At 67.1% G+C, this 18,043-nt stretch carries 10 protein-coding genes; 3 read left to right on the top strand and 7 right to left on the bottom strand.

Annotated features, from left to right (window positions below; translation table 11 throughout):
- Window positions 1-183: 183 nt before the first annotated feature.
- The gene (gene rpmE / locus B1964_RS07120; RefSeq protein ID WP_006368533.1) at window positions 184-411 is read right to left on the bottom strand and encodes a 50S ribosomal protein L31; all 228 of its coding nucleotides are present in this window, start codon (window positions 409-411) and stop codon (window positions 184-186) included.
- Between the two features lie 352 nt (window positions 412-763).
- Between rpmE and B1964_RS07115 the strand changes: the two genes are divergently transcribed.
- Genes B1964_RS07115 through B1964_RS07105 form a run of 3 tightly spaced genes read left to right on the top strand, consistent with a single transcriptional unit; the run spans window position 764 to window position 8,966 of the window.
- Window positions 764-6,046 (top strand): glutamate synthase-related protein, encoded by a 5,283-nt coding sequence (locus B1964_RS07115; RefSeq protein ID WP_079929348.1) that lies wholly within the window; start codon window positions 764-766, stop codon window positions 6,044-6,046.
- 1 nt (window position 6,047) lies between these two features.
- Complete coding sequence (locus B1964_RS07110) at window positions 6,048-7,913, top strand: sulfite reductase subunit alpha (RefSeq protein WP_079929347.1); 1,866 nt, start codon at window positions 6,048-6,050, stop codon at window positions 7,911-7,913.
- A 15-nt stretch (window positions 7,914-7,928) separates the two neighbouring features.
- Window positions 7,929-8,966, top strand: a complete 1,038-nt coding sequence (locus tag B1964_RS07105) for a heme transporter (protein WP_079929346.1) — start codon at window positions 7,929-7,931, stop codon at window positions 8,964-8,966.
- 127 nt (window positions 8,967-9,093) lie between these two features.
- On the opposite strand, the gene rho is transcribed toward B1964_RS07105, so the two are convergent.
- The 6 genes from rho to argS all read right to left on the bottom strand — a co-directional run bounded on the left by rho (window position 9,094) and on the right by argS (window position 18,013).
- Window positions 9,094-11,067: a transcription termination factor Rho gene (gene rho, locus B1964_RS07100; protein ID WP_079929345.1), complete on the bottom strand. Its 1,974-nt coding sequence runs from the start codon at window positions 11,065-11,067 to the stop codon at window positions 9,094-9,096.
- 531 nt (window positions 11,068-11,598) lie between these two features.
- Window positions 11,599-12,567: a homoserine kinase gene (gene thrB, locus B1964_RS07095; protein ID WP_006368538.1), complete on the bottom strand. Its 969-nt coding sequence runs from the start codon at window positions 12,565-12,567 to the stop codon at window positions 11,599-11,601.
- Complete coding sequence (thrC, locus tag B1964_RS07090) at window positions 12,548-13,642, bottom strand: threonine synthase (RefSeq protein WP_006368539.1); 1,095 nt, start codon at window positions 13,640-13,642, stop codon at window positions 12,548-12,550. Before thrC ends, thrB begins: the two co-directional genes overlap by 20 nt.
- Window positions 13,635-14,969, bottom strand: coding sequence for a homoserine dehydrogenase (locus B1964_RS07085; RefSeq protein ID WP_079929344.1), 1,335 nt, complete (start codon window positions 14,967-14,969; stop codon window positions 13,635-13,637). Before B1964_RS07085 ends, thrC begins: the two co-directional genes overlap by 8 nt.
- Window positions 14,970-16,388, bottom strand: a complete 1,419-nt coding sequence (gene lysA / locus B1964_RS07080; RefSeq protein WP_006368541.1) for a diaminopimelate decarboxylase — start codon at window positions 16,386-16,388, stop codon at window positions 14,970-14,972.
- The gene (argS, locus tag B1964_RS07075) at window positions 16,385-18,013 is read right to left on the bottom strand and encodes an arginine--tRNA ligase (RefSeq protein ID WP_079929349.1); all 1,629 of its coding nucleotides are present in this window, start codon (window positions 18,011-18,013) and stop codon (window positions 16,385-16,387) included. Before argS ends, lysA begins: the two co-directional genes overlap by 4 nt.
- Window positions 18,014-18,043 lie beyond the last annotated feature (30 nt).

Below are 18,043 nucleotides of genomic sequence, written 5' to 3'. Positions count from 1 at the left end.
ACCGCTCTTCGTCGTCATCGCCTTGTCGCTCCGCTCCTCGCTCTTCCTCCTGCATCGCGGCGCGGCGCGAACACGGCGTGTGTGGCACCGATGCCACCGGGAATTCGATCTGCGACCACGCCCACCAAAGACAAACGACACCCGGCCGGTTCTTGCTGAACCGGGCGGGCGTCGTCGACGGGTCTACTTGGCGGCGTCGGCCTTCTTGCGCTTGCCGTAGCGAGCCTCGAACTTCGCGACGCGACCGCCGGTGTCGAGGATCTTCTGCTTGCCCGTGTAGAACGGGTGGCACTGCGAGCAGACTTCCACGTTGATGCGACCGTTGGCAGCGGTGCTGCGGGTCTCGAACGTGTTGCCGCAGCCGCACACGACGGTGGTCGCGTGGTAGTCGGGATGGATTCCCTGCTTCATCTCTGGTGTCCCTTTCTCGTGGTCGCCGGGTCACCGACGCGGATCGTCGGTGTGAACCGGAACCGGACTCGACCGATCAGTATGCCACGCGTACCGCACCGGACCGAAATCGTCGGTGACCGGTGACGACGTGCCCCACCGAAGGGTTCACCGGCCTCAACAGACCCACCCACGGGTTCATTCCCGCCATCGGCGACATATTTAGGGCACGCTCATGTTGGTAAGGCTTGGCTAAGTTATAGTGCCTCTGATGTTCGCTTCATCGTCGCAGCGGACATCGCCGACCGGCTCACTCGGACGTCACCGCCGAGGCCGGCACATCGAGTGGATACGCGGGCACACGAGGAGACGAATGCAGGCCGATCGGCACGGTCACCAGCAGCTGCTGGTCGACCCCAGCGACGAGAAGAGCAGTTGTGGGGTGGGCTTCATCACCCGTAAAGACGGCGTCCAGAAGCACAGCGTGATCGACAAGGCGCGTGCCGCACTGTGTTCGGTACCCCACCGCGGCGGCATGTCCGCGTTGGGCGTCGGCGACGGCGGCGGCATCTGCATCGACCTGTCCCAACGGTTCGTCCGCAAACTCACCGGCCGCCCCGACCTGCGCCTCGGCCAGTTCTGCGTCGGCAACTTCTTCTTGCCGACCACCGAGGAGTCGGCCGCCAAGGCCACCCGGTTGATCGAGCGCACGATGGCCGACCGCGGATTCACCGTGTTGTGTGTGCGCGACGTGCCGGTCGACGACGACGTTCTCCGCGAGGCCGCCGTCGACTTCCAGCTCCCGATCCGCCAGTGGATCTTCGCAGCACCGCAACCGTGCCCCGAGCCGGTGGACCTCGACCGTCTCGTCCAGCAGGCGCTTCTGCACATCGAGGCGATCGGCTACACGGCGCCCGCGCTTGCCGGGCTCTATCCGCTCTCACTGTCGGCACGCACACAGGTCCTCAAAGGACGACTGTCCTCCCCCGAGGTCATCGACTACTTCCTCGACCTCGCCGATCCCGATCATCGCGTGCACACCCTGTTCTTCCACACGCGCTTCTCCACCAACACCGACCCGCATCCCACGATGGCGCAGCCGTTCCGGTTCCTCGCGCACAACGGCGAACTCAACACCGACAAAAAGAACCGGATCGCCCAGGTCTCCGCCGCCGCGGCAGCCCGACGGCCCATCGTGCGTCCACCCGGCCAGTCCGACTCCAGCCGCCTCGACCAGACCGTGGCCGCTCGGGTGATCAACGACCAGACCGACCTGGTCACGACGATCGTGTCGATGATGCCGCCGGCATGGGAGAACGATCCGACGCTGTCGGACCGCGTCCGGGCGATGTTCGAGTACTTCTCGCTCTACGAGGAGAAGAACGACGGACCCGCCGCGGTCGTCTTCGGTGACGGTACGATCATCGGCGCGCGACTGGACCGTCTCGGCCTGCGGCCGCTGCGCACCGTCGAGACCACCGAATACCTGTGCGCCTTCTCCGAAGCCGGGCAGGTCGACTTCGATCCCGACACCGTGATCGCCCGCGGCCGCGTCTCCGCGGGCGGGATGATCTACTACGACCATCGCGAGCATCGCGTCTACACCACCGCCGACGCCTACGAAAAGCTCTCCACCGCACGGGATTACCCCGCCTTGCTGCGCGCGGCGAAGGTCGATCTCGCCGATATCGCCGCAGCGCACACCTCGGCCGAGTCCTCGTCGAACGGCATCCCGGCCACGGCCGCCGAGCACGATCTCACCGATCATCAGCGCTACCGCGCCTACAATCTCGATCAGGAGAGCTTCCGGTACTTCATCGACCCGATGCTCGCCGACGGCGTCGAGCGGGTCTCCGCGATGGGCTTCGGCAACGCCATCAATCCGCTGACCAACGTCGAACCCAATGTGTCACGGTTCTTTTCGCAGCGTTTTGCGCAGGTGACCAATCCGCCACTGGACTCCATCCGGGAGGCCGACGGGATGAGCCTGCGGGTCGCACTCGGCCGGCGCCCGGACATCAACGCCGAGCCGGACCCGTCCGAAGGACGCCAGATCGTACTCGGCACACCGATTCTCACCGCCGGCGAGCTCGGACTGCTGATGGCACAGTCGGAATCACCAGTGCAGCTCTTCGACGCGACATTCGAGCGGGGAGTCGACGCCGACGCCGATCGCATCCACCTCGTCGAATCGATCGACCGTCTCGGCGCTCGAATCGTCGAGTTCGCTTCGGCCACCGGCGGTATCGCCGTCCTCAGCGACCGCGGGATCGGTCCCGAACGGGCGGCGCTGCCGATGATCTTCACGGTGTCGGCGGTCAATCAGCAACTCATCTCCGCCGGGGTGCGCCTGCGGATCTCGGTCGTCGTCGACACCGGCCAGGTCGAATCGTCGCATCATCTCGCGGCGATCCTCGGGTTCGGTGCCGCCGCGGTGCATCCACACACGGTGGCCCGGCGGGCACCCGACGAGGAGGGGTTCGCCCGGTGGCGCAAGGCCGCCGAGAAATCGCTGTGCAAGACCATGGGCCGGGTCGGGCTCTGCACGGTCGAAAGCTACATCGGCGGTGAGTTCTTCGAACCGGCCTTCCTCGACACCGCCGAGCAGGATCTGCACCACTGGTTCCCGAATCTGCGGGCACCCGTCGGCGGTGTGGGGCTACAGCCGATCGTCGAGGCCCTCGGAGCCGCACACAGCGCGGCGATGAGCGTGCCAATACCGGCTGCCGACGCCGACCTACCCCTGCTCGGCCTGTTCAAGGAACGTGCCGAGGGCGCGGGACACTCGTTCGGCGCCGCGGCCGTCCGCGGATACGGCGCCCTCGTCGACGAGAAGATCCATTTCTCCTCGGCGCGAGGCGAATCGACGAAAGCAGAGGCCGAGGGGCTCGGTGACACGGTCCGCCTGCTCACCCTGGCCACCCTCGCCGACGCGTTCGGTCTGGGTGACGAGGTCTACGAGGACAGCAGCTTTGCGGCATTGAGTCCCGCCGAGATCGATCGGTTCACCGTCACCGACGCCTATCGCGGTTTCGTCGCCGATCTGGCGGCCACGCGGGCCCGCCGCCCGAGCGCGTTGCGCGACATCCTGGAGCCGGTGGCCGACACCCCACCGATCGCGCTCACCGACGTGCAACCCGCACATGAGATCACGGCGACCTTCGCCTCCGGCGCAATGAGTCACGGCGCACTCGTCGCACCCGCCCATGAGGCGGTCGCCCACGGCACCAACATGGTCGGTGGCCTGTCCAATTGCGGCGAGGGGGGCGAACATCTCTCGCGCTATGGGACGTTGCGCGCCTCGCGGATCAAGCAATTCGCCTCCGGACGATTCGGGATCTGGGCCGGATACCTCGCCGACCCGATGCTCACCGAGCTCGAGATCAAGATCGGCCAGGGAGCCAAACCCGGTGAGGGCGGCCAACTCCCGGCACCCAAGGTGACCGTCGAGATCGCCGCCGCCCGTGGCGGCACCCCGGGCGTCGAACTCGTCAGCCCACCGCCGCACCACGACACCTACTCCATCGAGGATCTCGCCCAGCTCATCCACGACTGCAAGGCCGCGCGTGTTCGGGTGATCGTCAAACTCGTCAGTTCTGAGGGCATCGGCACCATCGCGGTCGGTGTCGCCAAGGCCGGCGCCGACGTCATCAACGTGGCGGGCAACACCGGCGGAACAGGCGCGGCGTCGGTGACGAGCCTGCGGTATGCGGGCCGAGCCGCCGAGATCGGGCTCGCCGAGGTCCATCAGGCGTTGTCGGTGCACGGGCTGCGCCAGAAGGTGGTGCTGCGGACCTCCGGCGCCCACCAGACCGGACGCGACGTGCTCGTCTCTGCTCTCCTCGGTGCCGACAGCTTCGAATTCGGCACCGCCGCACTGATGATGATCGGTTGCGTGATGGCCAAGAACTGCAACATCAAGTGCCCGGCCGGACTCACCACCAATCCGGAGGTGTTCGACGGCGATCCACGGGCGATGGCGCAGTATCTGCTCAATGTCGCCCACGAGGTCCGCGAACTCCTCGCCGACCTCGGATTGCCGGATCTGCGCGCCGCCCGGGGACGCACCGATCTGCTCCGGCTGATCGATCATCCCGCACTGGTCTCCGGTCTGCGCCCGCAAGCCCTGCTCGCGCGGATCGAGGCACCCGAGATCACCGATCCGGTCTATCTCGAACGGGATTACCGCGTCGATGACGCGCTCGGCGAACAGGTCTGGCGCGCGCTTGTCGATGAGTCCCGCGACAGGGTCCACACCACACCGGTGGTGCTGACCAACCGCAACCGAAGTGTCGGTGCACAACTCGCCGTCGACATCGAGCGGCGGCTCAATCACGGGACCGTCCCCGAGGTCACCGCCGCGATCCGCGACGATCGCGGCCGATGCCACCTCGACGCCGATACCGTGGTCGTCGCCACCTCCGGTTCGGCCGGATTGTCCTATGCCGCATTCTGCAACGACGGGATGCGGCTGGAACACCACGGAACCTGTAACGACGGAGTGGGCAAGTCCATGTGCGGCGGCACCGTCGTGGTGCGGTCCCCCGGAGGCGGCTCCCCCGCGCTCGGTGGCAACGTCCTCATCGGGAACTTCGCCCTGTTCGGGGCCACCGGCGGGCGCCTGTTCGTCGAGGGTGAGGCCGGAGATCGCTTCGCGGTCCGCAACTCCGGTGCCACCGCCGTCGTGGAGGGGCTCGGCGAATTCGGTTGTGAGTACATGACCGGCGGTGCCGTGTTCAACCTCGGCGGCTACGGCAACGGCCTGGGAAACGGGATGAGCGGCGGCTTTCTCTATCAATACGATCCCGGATGCGAACTTGCCGAACGGATCAGCAACGACTCGGTGATCGTCGGTGCGATCACCGGCGTCGGCGATCCACTCGCCCCGATCCATCACCATGCCGCGTTCACCCTGCTGCAGATGCACGCCGAGGCCACCGGCTCGGCGTTGGCCACACGGCTGCTCGAGAACTGGGAGACCGAACGGCATTACGTCAGCTATGCGTTACCCCGGGCGTTGCTTGCCCACCAGGACGCCGACACCCTCATGGCGACGCTGAGCCCGCGAGCGCTACGCGATGAACTCGTCGGGGCGATGGCACTCGGCCAGATCCGAACCCTCAAGACCGATCTGCGCTCCGGGACACCCGTCGTCGAGGGTGTGGTGCCCGAGTACGGCCACACCGACGATGCCGACATGTACCGCTTGCTGGGCGCTTTCACGGTTTTCGAACTCGCCCGCGAGGTCGCAGGCGCGCGACTGAACCACCGGGGCGCCAGGGCGGCAACGGGTTCGCCGAGTGAGGAGTTCCTCGCGCGTTCGGCACGCAATCTGATCCTGACCGAGGATCACGATCTCATCGCCCGGGTGTCCCGCTATGTGCGAGACATTCTGGCGCAGTACGACTCCGAGCAGATCGCCGCGCTCATCTCCGCAAAACGCGTCGACGACTACAAGGCGGCACTCGAACGCCGCAATGTGCGCTCGATGGATGCCCCCGGCACCTACGGCTGGATTCTCCACCAGGACCGCCACAATCGAGAACGACTCGGTCGGCTACCGAGTTTCGACGAACTGTTCGCCATGCGGGCGATCCCCGACATCGCCGAGTCCCTCGCGCGTTCGGCCGCCGCAGTCCTACCGGAGGTCTCCTGAGATGCAATTGCCCTACATTCCCTCCGACGTCCCGTTCACCGGCGATCAGAAGGCTTGGCTGGCGGGATTTCTCGCGGGATTGAACACGAAGATCGCGATGGCCGGATCGGCCACCGCGCAGCCCATCGGCGCGGTCCAGGCGGCCGCGCCGACCGGGATCGCCCTGCAGGTCGTGTTCGGCTCCCAGACCGGGACCGCCGAATACCTCGCCGAGCAACTCGTCGAACAGGCCGGCGCGCAGGGATTCGTCCCCCAGTTCTGCGGTCTCGACGCCCTCGAACTCGGCGACCTGACTGCGGTGCGACGACTGGTGGTGATCACCTCCACCTACGGCGAGGGCGACATGCCCGACAACGGTGAACTGTTCTGGCAAGCACTCGCCGCACCCGACGCACCCCGCCTGGACGGGTTGTTCTACGGCGTTCTGGCGCTGGGTGATTCGATCTACGACGGGTTCTGTCAGGCCGGGAAGAACATCGACGCCCGACTGGCCGAACTCGGCGCCACCCGGGTGATCGACCGGGTCGACTGCGACGTCGACTACGAGGAACCTGCCCGCGAGTGGATCTCGGGCGCGATCACCGCGCTGGCCACCGTCGACACCGACACCTCCGATTCCACCGCCCCCGACTCCTCGGCATATGACTCCTCGGCATATGACTCCTCGGCACCGGCCACCCAGCCTTCGGTCCCCGCTGCGGCCGAAACCGTTGCCCCCGCCCCGGCAACCAGGCCCCGTACGCCGGCGAAGTGGGGGCGCAAGAATCCGTATCCGGCGACCATCGTCGCCAACACGGTGTTGTCCGGCCCGGGATCGGACAAGGAAGTTCGTCATCTGGTGATCTCTTTGGGCGACAGCGGAATCACCTACGAGCCGGGCGACGGTATCAGCATCGCCCCGGTCAACGACGCTGCTCTGGTGGAACGCGTGATCAGCCGTCTCGGAGCGACCGGCGACGAGCCGATCACCGATCGCAAGTCCACCCGCACGTTGCGTGATGCCCTGACACGTCAGTACGAGATCGCGACGCCGTCGAAGTATCTCGTCGACTACATCGCCTCGCGCAGTCAGGATCCGGAGTTGCTGCACCTGGTGTCCACCGGCGACAAGGAGGCACTCGACGCGTGGCTGTGGGGCAAGGACGTGCTCGACCTCCTCGAGGTCGACCCGTCCCTGACGATCACCCCCGAGGAGTTGCTCGCCGAACTGCGTCCGTTGGCGCACCGGGTGTACTCCATCTCGTCGAGTCCCCGTGCACACCAGGGCACCGTGCACATCACCATGGCCACCGTCCGCTACCGCTCCGGCGAACGCGAACGTGGTGGGGTGTGTTCGACGTTCCTCGCCGATCGCCGCCACGACGGCGACACCGTCGACGTCTTCATCACCCCCAACAAGTCGTTCCGGCTGCCGGCCGACGACGCCGCGACGATCATGATCGGGCCGGGTACCGGAATCGCACCGTTCCGTGCGTTCCTGCACGAGCGGCAGGCCCGCGGCTGTTCGGGACGGAACTGGCTGTTCTTCGGCGACCGGCATCACGCCACCGACTATCTCTACGCCGATGAGATCGACCAATTCCGCGCCGACGGTGTGCTCACCCGTGTGGATCTCGCGTTCTCCCGTGATCAGGATCGCAAGGTCTATGTACAGGACCGGATGCGTGAGCAGGGGGCGGAACTCTTCGCGTGGCTGGAATCCGGTGCGCACCTGTATGTGTGCGGCGACGCCACCCGGATGGCGCGCGACGTGGAGACCACACTCACCGAGATCATCGCCGAGCACGGTTCCCGCTCTGCCGATCAGGCCGGTGACTACCTCGATCAACTGAAGAAGGACAAGCGCTACCTGCGCGACGTCTACTAGGAAAGGAAGGGCGTCATGCCCACCAACCCCGAGTCCACTCCCGGCCATGAAGACGCCCCCGACGGCTCCGGCACGTCCCTGTCGCGGGGCTGTCGGCGCGACCAGGGATGTGGTTGTGCGCCAGGGAGTTCGGGTACCAGCGATCTCGCGACGCTGATGGCCTCCCCGGGTTTCACCGGCACTGTACTCGGCGTCGAGCCCGCCGTCGTCGGAGCGCATCTTCCACATCTCGACCAGGTGGTCGGCGTCACCGTGGCGGGGCCGGTGGTGTGCAATGACGTCGGCGCCCACGAGCCGCCGGTGCATCCGGGTGGACCGATCCGGTGCGATGCCTCGCGTATCACGTTGCGGCTCAACCCCGCTCGTCTGGGGTCGGCGCTGATCACCGAACCCGCCGCACATGTCCCGCCGACCCTGCGGTTCTTCGACGTCGACGGGAACACCGCTCATGCCACGTATCTCACCGAGCTCAGTGACCGGCTGGCCTTCGAGTCGATCGGACTCGGGCGCGCCGATCCGAGCTTCGCCGACGCCGCCGGCCTCGACTCATACGGTCCCGACGCCCCTGCGAGCTGGTCGACGCCGACACCTGTCCGCGCCGACGACGACCAGATCACCCAATTCGATTCCATCCTTGCCGACGGCGGTGTCGCGCGACGCACCGAACTCCCGGGTCTTTCCGATGCCGGTTTCCGCAGGGTCGACGACCGGCAGGTGATCGCCGCGCTCGAACACGCTGCACTCCTGGGCATGGCGATGACGACGGCCACCTGTGCACCCGGGTGTATCCAGATGCGCCACGACCAGCTCGACGGCGCCCGCGAGCACCGCGGCCAGATGGTCGTGGCCTCCGGGCGCGGGCGGGCGATGATCAATTTCGGTCTGGTCGCCGAGTCCTGGATCACCTGGTCGGACGGAGTGTGGGGACGCACCGGCTCGATCGAGCTGTACGACCGGCACGGCGCCTGCAGCCTCGTGCTCACCCAGACCGGCCCGGTTCCCGCACCGGTCTTCGCTGCCTGGGATCATCTACTGACCGACCTGGTCGCCTGAGCCGCCCGCGCCCGCAACAGGCAGGCCACCGGACGAATCGAGCCGCCCTCGACCATCGCTGGATGGTCGAGGGCGGCTTGAGGTGGTCAAGGCCCAGCGGGCCAAATGCCCTGTGGCGAGACCTGTCTCAGTCGTCCTTCATCGCGCCTGGCGCATTGGTCTGCACCTGCATCAGGAACTCGACGTTGGTCTTGGTCTTCTTGAGCTGGCTGATCAACAGGTCGATCGCCTGCTGCGAATCGAGGCCGCTCAGCACACGACGGAGTTTGTAGACGATCCCGAATTCCTCGGGCGACATCAACAGCTCGTCCTTACGTGTGCTCGACTGATTGACGTCGACGGCCGGGAACACCCGGCGGTCGGCGATCTTGCGGTCGAGTTTGAGTTCGGCGTTACCGGTGCCCTTGAATTCCTCGAAGATCACCGTGTCGCCGGTGGAGCCCGTCTCGACCAGCGCGGAGGCGATGATCGTCAGCGACCCGCCGTTCTCGATATTGCGCGCGGCGCCGAGGAAACGCTTCGGCGGATACAGCGCGGTCGAGTCGACACCACCGGAGAGGATGCGACCCGACGCCGGCGAGGCGTTGTTGTAGGCGCGACCGAGACGGGTGATGGAGTCGAGCAACACCACGACATCCTTGCCACCCTCGACCAGACGCTTGGCGCGCTCGATGGCCAGCTCGGCGACGGAGGTGTGATCTGACGGCGGACGGTCGAACGTCGAGGCGATGACCTCACCCTTGACCGAGCGCTGCATATCGGTCACCTCTTCGGGGCGCTCGTCGACGAGCACCACCATGAGATGGCATTCCGGGTTGTTGGTGGTGATTGCGTTCGCGATGTCCTGGATGATCGTGGTCTTACCGGCCTTCGGCGGCGACACGATCAATGCTCGCTGCCCCTTGCCGATCGGCATGATCAGATCGATCACGCGGGTCGACAGGCGATCAGGGGTCGTCTCCAGGCGCAGGCGCTGATTCGGATAGAGCGGTGTCAGCTTGCCGAACTCCGGGCGCTTTCTGGCGGCCTCGACCTCGGCACCGTTGACGGTGTCGAGTCGCACCAGCGGATTGAACTTCTGCCGCTGATTGGGCTGCTCACCCTCGCGGGGCACCTTCACCGCACCGGTGATGGCGTCACCGCGGCGTAAGCCGTTCTTGCGCACGAGATTCATCGAGACGTAGACGTCGTTGGGGCCGGCGAGGTACCCCGAGGTGCGGACGAACGCGTAGTTGTCGAGCACATCGAGAATGCCCGCGACGGGCGCGATGACGTCGTCCTCGGAGATCTGCGGCTCGCCCGAGGTGTTCTCGCGGTCGCGCCCACGACGCCGCTCGCGGAACCGACGTCCGCGGCGTCGGCCGCCCTGGTCGTCGTCGTCGTCGCGGTTGTTGTCGCGGTTGCCGTTCTGGCCCTGCCCGCCCTGGTTGTTACCGCCCTGGTTGTTACCGCCGTTCCGGTTGCCCTCGCGATTCTGGCCCGACTCGCGGTTCTGGCCACCCTCACGGTTCTGGTTGTTGCGGTTGCGATTGCGGTTGCGCTGGTTGCCCGACGCGTCGTCGCCCTCGGCGTCGGCGCGATTGTCGCGCCGCTCGGTGCGGGCCTCGCCGCCACCGCTCGTCGACTCGCCGGAAGTGTCGGTGGACTCGCGCTCGGAGCGCTTCTTCGGTGCCGCGTCGGTCTTCTCGGCGCCGGCTGCCGCGTCGGAGTCCGCGGCAGACGTCCGGGAGGTGCCGTTCTCGCGTGCGCTGGTCTCGCCTGCGCCGGTCTCGGCGGCGCCGTTCTTGCTCGCGCGTCCACGCGTCGGACGGCCGGTGGGCTCGTCGGCGGTGATCGTCATCTGTTCGGGGGAACCGGCCTTGGCCTGCTCGCCGGTTTTCGGCGATCCGCCGGACTGGCGCTCCTTGATCGCAGCGATGAGGTCACCCTTGCGCATGCCTGAGGTGCCCTTGATGCCCAGTTCCCCGGCGAGCGCACGGAGTTCGCTCAGCACCATGCCGGACAGTCCGGTTCGGGCGCTGCGGGCGCGGGTCTTCGGCGCCGCCGCTTCGGTGGTCGTGTCTGCGGAAGCGGGTGCGGTGATCAGGTCCGTATCGGTCACGGATGTCCTTTCATTCCCTTGCAAACCGTGTGCCGCAAGGGGCTTCATTCCGCCGTCGCCCTCGGTTGTCAGATGCCGAGGTTCGTCGGGCATGCCCGCCCTCGGTGGACGGGTGAGAGATCGTGGTCTCCGGCTGCGAGTGTCACTCCTGTACTCGGGTGCGCCAGTTGGGTGCCGGCTCGAGGAGGTGATTGTCGGGTCGGTATCGGTGAACCGTTCGTTCCGCTGTGGAGGCGGCTCCTCTACGGAGTGGACCACCAAGCTGATTACCCGAGAACATGGCTGAACGAGCCTTCGCGGCTAGACGAGGATATGATAACGCGTCGTCCCAGATGGGGCAACACGCCGTGTCCCCGCCGTATTCCGTGTCCCCGCCGTATTCCGTGTCCCTGCGGTACTCCGTGTCCCTGAGGTACTCCGTGCCGCATTCGGCGTGTGCATTCCCCGCTCGTCCTCCCCGACGTCATCACATCCCGACCCCCACCGGCTCGACCTCGGCGAATGGGTCGTTGCTCGTGCCGGCCTCGGGCGTCAGCCTATCTCGACTCCGCCCGCGATTTCGACGGTCTGCGGAACGAATCCGTACTCGATTCCGAGGTCACGGGCGTCGGATGGGAGCGGTGCACCGCCGAGGACCAGTACGCTCGGTCCCGCGCCGGAGACCGTGGCCGCATGTCCCCGCTTGCGCAGCGCGGCGACGAGCTCTGCGGTCGGTCCCATCGCGGCTGCCCGGTATGGCTGGTGCAGACGATCCTCGGTGGCCGCGAGCAGGCAACTAGGGTCGCTGGTCAGCGCAACCACCGCCAGGGCCGCACGGCTCAGGTTGTGCACGGCGTCGGCGCGTGGCACCTCGTCGGGCAGCAGTCCGCGCGTGAAGGCGGTCGACGACTCGGTGGACGGCACGAACACGGTGGCGCTGATGTCGGGGTGCACCCGAAGACCACGAGCCTGGTAGCGGTCGCGGTCGTCGGTGCGTTCGGTCCAGGTCACCACGGCCGAGCCGAGTACCGATGCGGCGGCGTTGTCCGGGTGACCTTCGAACTCGCTGGAGAGTTGCACGAGTTCGTCGGTGGTCAGCGGTGCGGCGACCCCCGACGCCGCCAGTAGTCCCGACGCGGCGGCCAGGCCGGAGACCGAGGCGGCCGCCGACGATCCCAGACCGCGCGAGTGCGGGATGACGTTGACGCAGCGCAGGTGCATGCCGGACACCGAGAAGCCGGCGTGCGCCAGACCGCTCAGGATGGCGCGCACGACGAGATGGTTCGCGTCGAGAGGAACCTGCTCGGCCGCCTCACCGATCACCTCGACCGTGAGCCCGGTGTCGGTGGTCGTGACCGTCACCTCGTCGTGGATGCCGAGCGCGATACCCAGGCAGTCGAATCCCGGCCCCAGGTTCGCACTCGACGCCGGAACCCGAACCCGAGTTGAAATACCTTCGGGCAGTTGCCGATACACCGTGTCCGGGGTGACCATGAGCGATTCAGGCGACGCCGAGGGCATGGGCCACCGCCACCGGGTCGACGTCGATCGCTTCCACCTCGGGCATCCCCGACAACGCGGTGTCGGGATCCTTGAGTCCGTTGCCGGTCACGGTGCACACGACGGTTTCCCCGGCACGCACCCAGCCCTCCTCACGCGCGGCGAGCAGGCCCGCGACACTGGCCGCCGACGCGGGTTCGACGAAGACACCCTCGCGGCCCGCGACGAGACGGTAGGCCTCGAGCAACTTCTCGTCGGTGGCGGCGCGGAACTGCCCGCCGGATTCGTCCTTGGCGGCCACGGCCTGATGCCAGCTGGCCGGGTTACCGATCCGGATCGCGGTGGCGATGGTCTCCGGGTCGGCCACGGGCTCCCCGCTGACCAGCGGCGCCGCGCCGGCCGCCTGGACACCGAGCATGCGCGGACGCGACGAGGCGATCCCGTCGGTGTGGTACTCCGAGTAGCCCTTCCAGTAGGCGGTGATGTTGCCGGCGTTGCCGACCGGCAACGCATGGACATCAGGAGCGCGGCCGAGGACGTCGACGATCTCGAAGGCCGCGGTCTTCTGCCCCTCGATGCGGGCCGGGTTGACCGAGTTGACGAGCTCGATCTCGGTGAATTCGGCGGTCGCCTTGCGGGCGAGCTCCAAACAGTCGTCGAAGTTGCCCTGCACCTGAATGATCTTGGCGCCGTGCATGACCGCCTGCGCGAGCTTGCCCATCGCGATCTTGCCCTGCGGGATCAGCACCGCACAGGTGATCCCGGCGCGGGTGGCGTAGGCGGCCGCCGACGCCGAGGTGTTGCCGGTGGACGCGCACAGCACCGCGGTCTTGCCGTTGTTGACCGCGTTGGAGACGGCCATGGTCATACCGCGGTCCTTGAACGACCCGGTCGGATTCAGACCCTCCACCTTGAGGTACACCTCGCAGCCGGTGAGCTCCGAGAGATACGGCGCCGCAACGAGCGGGGTCGCACCCTCGAGCAGGGTGATCACCTTCCAGTCGTCGGCGACCGGCAACCGCGACCGGTAGGCCTCGATGAGTCCGGGCCACCCCGAATGCACGGGGGCGAGCGGGGTCGACGGGGCGTCAGTCATCGGTACCTTCCAATCGCAGAACACTCGACACCTTGAGTACTTCGTCCATGTCTTCCAGTGCCGCAACGCATTCGGACTGAGCACGGTCGGGAGCGCGGTGGGTCACGACGATCAGCCGGGCATCCTCTCCCGCGCCTTCCTGCCGTACGGCGGCCAGACTGACCGAACGCTTGGAGAACTCACTGGCGATCTGCGCGAGCACTCCGGGGCGGTCGGCGACCCGCATCGACACGTAGTAGCGGGTGGGCACGTCGCCGATCGACGCGATGGGCAGTTTGGCGTAGGTGGACTCCAACGGTCCACGACCTCCGTGCACCTTGTTGCGGGCGGCCATCACCAGGTCGCCGAGGACCGCCGAGGCGGTCGGTGCCCCGCCGGCGCCTTGTCCGTAGAACATCAATCTCCCAGCGTTCTGTGCCTCGACGACGACGGCGTTGAATGCCCCGCCGACCGTCGCGAGCGGATGGCTCAACGGGATTAGCGCCGGATAGACACGAGCGGAAACACGTTGCGTGCCATCGGTATCGCGCACACGTTCGCAGATCGAGAGCAGCTTGATGGTGCAGTCGAACTTGCGGGCGGCGAGCAGATCGGCGGAGGTCACCGCGGTGATGCCCTCGCGGTACACATCCGCGGCGGTGACCCGGGTGTGGAAGGCGATGGACGCGAGGATCGCCGCCTTCGCCGCCGCGTCGTATCCCTCGACGTCGGCCGTGGGATCGGCCTCGGCGTAACCGAGCCGACCGGCCTCGGCGAGCACCACCTCGTAATCGTCACCGTCGGCATCCATCGCCGACAAGATGAAATTGGTGGTGCCGTTGACGATTCCGGCCACCCGCTCGACGGTGTCGCCGGCCAGCGACTGCGTCAGCGGACGGATCACCGGGATGGCACCGGCCACCGCCGCCTCGAAGTACAGGTCGGCGCGGGCGGTCGCGGCCGCGGTCGCGAGTTCACCGGTGTATTCGGCCAGCAGTGCCTTGTTGGCCGTGACGACCGACTTGCCACTCTCGAGCGCATGACGGATCAGGCTGCGGGCCGGGTCGATTCCGCCCATCAGCTCGACCACGACGTCGACGTCGTCACGGGCGACCAACGACGCCGGGTCGTCGGTGAGCAGCTCGGAGTCGATCTTGCGGGGTTTGGCGAGATCGCGCACCGCCACGCCACGCACCTCGAGTCGCGCGCCCACCCGGGCGCGCAGATCGTCGGCACTCTCCTCGAGAATGCGCACGACCTCGGTGCCGACGTTGCCCATACCGAGCACCGCGACTCCGATGGATCGTGTCTGTGTACCCGCTCCGGTGGGGTCTTGTGTCTGGCTCACCTAGGTCACCTCCAGCCTCAGGAAATCGTCGATCGTCTCTCGCCGCAGGATCACCCGGGCCGTCCCGTCGGCAACACCGACGACGGCCGGGCGGGTGACCATGTTGTACCGCGAGGACATCGAATAACAGTAAGCCCCGGTCGCAGCCACCGCGATCAGGTCACCGGGCGCCAGATCCTCCGGCAGCCAGCAGTCCTTGATGACGATATCGCCGCTCTCACAATGCTTTCCGACGACGCGACTGACCACCGCGGGGGCGTCGGACACCCGCGAGACCAACCGCACGTCGTACTCGGCCTGATAGAGCACCGTGCGGATGTTGTCGCTCATGCCGCCGTCGACCGACACGTACCGTCGAATCGCTCCCCCACCGAGTTCGACGTCCTTGATGGTGCCGACGCGGTAGAGGGTGATGGTGCCGGGGCCGGCGATCGCGCGGCCGGGCTCGACCGCGAGCGTCGGCATCGGCAGCCCGACCGCCGCCGATTCGCGCTTGACGATCTCGGCCAGAGTTTGTGCCACCGCGACGACCGGCAACGGCCGATCCTCCGGAACATAGGAGATACCCAGTCCCCCACCGAGATCCACGATCGACATCTGTGAGGTCTTGTCCACGCCGAACTCGGCGACCACGTCGTGTAGCAGGCCGAGGACACGGTGTGCGGCGAGCTCGAAGCCGTCCATGTCGAAGATCTGCGACCCGATGTGACTGTGGAGGCCGACCAGCCGCAGGTTGTCGGTCGCGAAGACACGGCGGACCGCTTCCATGGCGACCCCGCCGGTCAACGCGAAACCGAACTTCTGGTCCTCGTGCGCGGTCGCGATGAATTCGTGGGTGTGGGCCTCGACGCCGACGGTGACCCGGATCAGCACGTCGGCGACGAGTCCCCGTTCGCCGGCGAGTGCGTCGAGTCGCTCGATCTCGGTCATCGAGTCGCAGACGATGTGCCCGACTCCCGCATCGAGTGCCGCGGCGAGCTCGGCAACACTTTTGTTGTTGCCATGGAAGGCGATTCGCTCGGGCGGGAACCCGGCGTGCAACGCGATCGCCAGCTCACCACCGGAGCACACGTCGATCGACAAGCCCTCCTGATCGACCCACTTCGCGATCTCGGTGCACAGGAAGGCTTTTGACGCGTAGTGCACGCGACCGTAGGGCCCGAAGGCGTCGATCATGTCCGCGCAGCGTGACCGGAAATCGGACTCGTCGATGACGAACAACGGGGTGTCGAAGGTCTCGGCGAGTTCGCTCACCCCGACCCCGGCGATCTGCAGTTCACCCGAGGAGTCGCGAACGGCGTTACGCGGCCACACCTGGGCCGGGATCTCGGCGAGTACCGCGGGATCGTTGGGTTTCTGCGCCAGATGCGGGGCAGCCACGAGGTCGGCGTGCCGAGGCCCGGCGGGGTGGGCGTTCACATCCGCTCCGGTGCGCCGACGCCGACCAGGGCCAACCCGTTGGCCAGAACCTGACGGCTCGCCGCACACAGGGCCAGCCGGGCGCGGTGGATGTCGCCGGCCTCTTCGTCGCCCTGCGGCAACACGCGGCAGTGCGCGTAGAAGCGGTGATAGGTTCCGGCGAGGCTCTCGAGGTAGCGGCAGATACGGTGCGGCTCACGCAGAGTCGCGGCGGTCGCGACCACCTCGTCGAAATCACCGAGGGTCTTGATGAGGTCGCCCTCTTCGGCGGTGTCGAGCAGGTCGAGGTGCTCGGTGCTCGCCGAGAGCCCGAGGTCGTCGGCGTTGCGTCCGAGTGCGGCGAGGCGGGCATGCGCGTACTGCACGTAGTACACCGGGTTGTCGTTGGACTGCTTGGCGAGCAGATCGAGGTCGATGTCGATGTTGACGTCGATCGACGAGCGGATCAGCGCGTACCGAGCGGCGTCCACACCGACCGCGTCGACGAGGTCGTCGAGGGTGATGACCGTGCCGGCACGCTTGCTCATCCGCACCGGCTTGCCGTCGCGCACGAGGTTCACCATCTGCCCGATCAGCACCTCGACGGTCCCCGGGTCGTCACCGAGGGAGGCCGCGGCCGCCTTGAGCCGCTTGATGTATCCGTGGTGGTCGGCGCCGAGCATGTAAATGCACAGGTTGAAGCCCCGGTTGCGTTTGTCGCGGTAGTAGGCGATGTCGCCGGCGATGTAGGCGGCCTCGCCGTCACTCTTGATGACGACGCGATCCTTGTCGTCGCCGTACTGCTCGGTGCGCAGCCACCAGGCGCCGTCGGACTCGTACAGGTTGCCGTTGGCCTTGAGCTCGGCGATGCACTCGTCGACGAGCCCGGTCTCGAACATCTTGTTCTCGTGGGTGAAGACGTCGAAGTCGGTGCCGAACTCGTGCAGGCTCTTCTTGATGTGGTCGAACATCAAATCGACGCCCACGGCACGGAAGGTCTCGACCCGCTGCGCCTCCGGCTGGTCGAGGACATCGGGAACCTGCTCGGTGACCTGACGCGCGATGTCGACGATGTACTCGCCCGCGTACCCGTCCTCGGGCGTCGGCTCGCCGAGTGCCGCGGCCTCCAGCGACCGCGCGAATCGGTCGATCTGGGCGCCGTGATCGTTGAAGTAGTACTCGCGCGTCACCGCCGCTCCACGCGCGGCGAGCACACGTCCGAGTGCATCGCCGACCGCGGCCCACCGGGTGCCACCGAGGTGGATCGGCCCGGTCGGGTTGGCCGAGACGAATTCGAGGTTGATCACCTTGTCGGCGAATTCGTCGCCGCGACCGTACTGCGTGCCCCGGTCGAGGACCGTCGCGACGACGGTGTTCTGCGCGGCCGCGGCCAACCAGATGTTGACGAATCCGGGGCCCGCGACCTCGGCCTTGGCGATCCCGTCGGCGGCAGCGAAGGCGTCGGCCAGCCATCCGGCGAGCTCACGCGGATTCACCCCGAGCTTCTTGCCCAGTTGTAGTGCGACGTTGGTGGCGTAATCACCGTGGTCGGCATGGCGCGGTCGCTCGATGACCACGGCGTCGGGGACCAATGACGTATCGAGGTCATGGTCTGCCACGACGGTGCGGGTGACAGAGCTCAGCAGCGCGGCGAGATCGGCGGGGGGGACAAAAAA

This window comes from Gordonia sp. i37, assembly GCF_002043085.1.
GTDB lineage: Bacteria > Actinomycetota > Actinomycetes > Mycobacteriales > Mycobacteriaceae > Gordonia > Gordonia polyisoprenivorans.
This window is presented reverse-complemented; position numbering and strand designations above follow the sequence as displayed.

Excerpts from the sequence above, each read along its gene's own strand:
- rpmE (WP_006368533.1), bottom strand. The coding sequence starts at position 411 with ATGAAGCAGGGAATCCATCCCGACTACCACGCGACCACCGTCGTGTGC.
- B1964_RS07115 (WP_079929348.1), top strand. The coding sequence starts at position 764 with ATGCAGGCCGATCGGCACGGTCACCAGCAGCTGCTGGTCGACCCCAGC.
- B1964_RS07110 (WP_079929347.1), top strand. The coding sequence starts at position 6,048 with ATGCAATTGCCCTACATTCCCTCCGACGTCCCGTTCACCGGCGATCAG.
- B1964_RS07105 (WP_079929346.1), top strand. The coding sequence starts at position 7,929 with ATGCCCACCAACCCCGAGTCCACTCCCGGCCATGAAGACGCCCCCGAC.
- thrB (WP_006368538.1), bottom strand. The coding sequence starts at position 12,567 with ATGCCCTCGGCGTCGCCTGAATCGCTCATGGTCACCCCGGACACGGTG.
- thrC (WP_006368539.1), bottom strand. The coding sequence starts at position 13,642 with ATGACTGACGCCCCGTCGACCCCGCTCGCCCCCGTGCATTCGGGGTGG.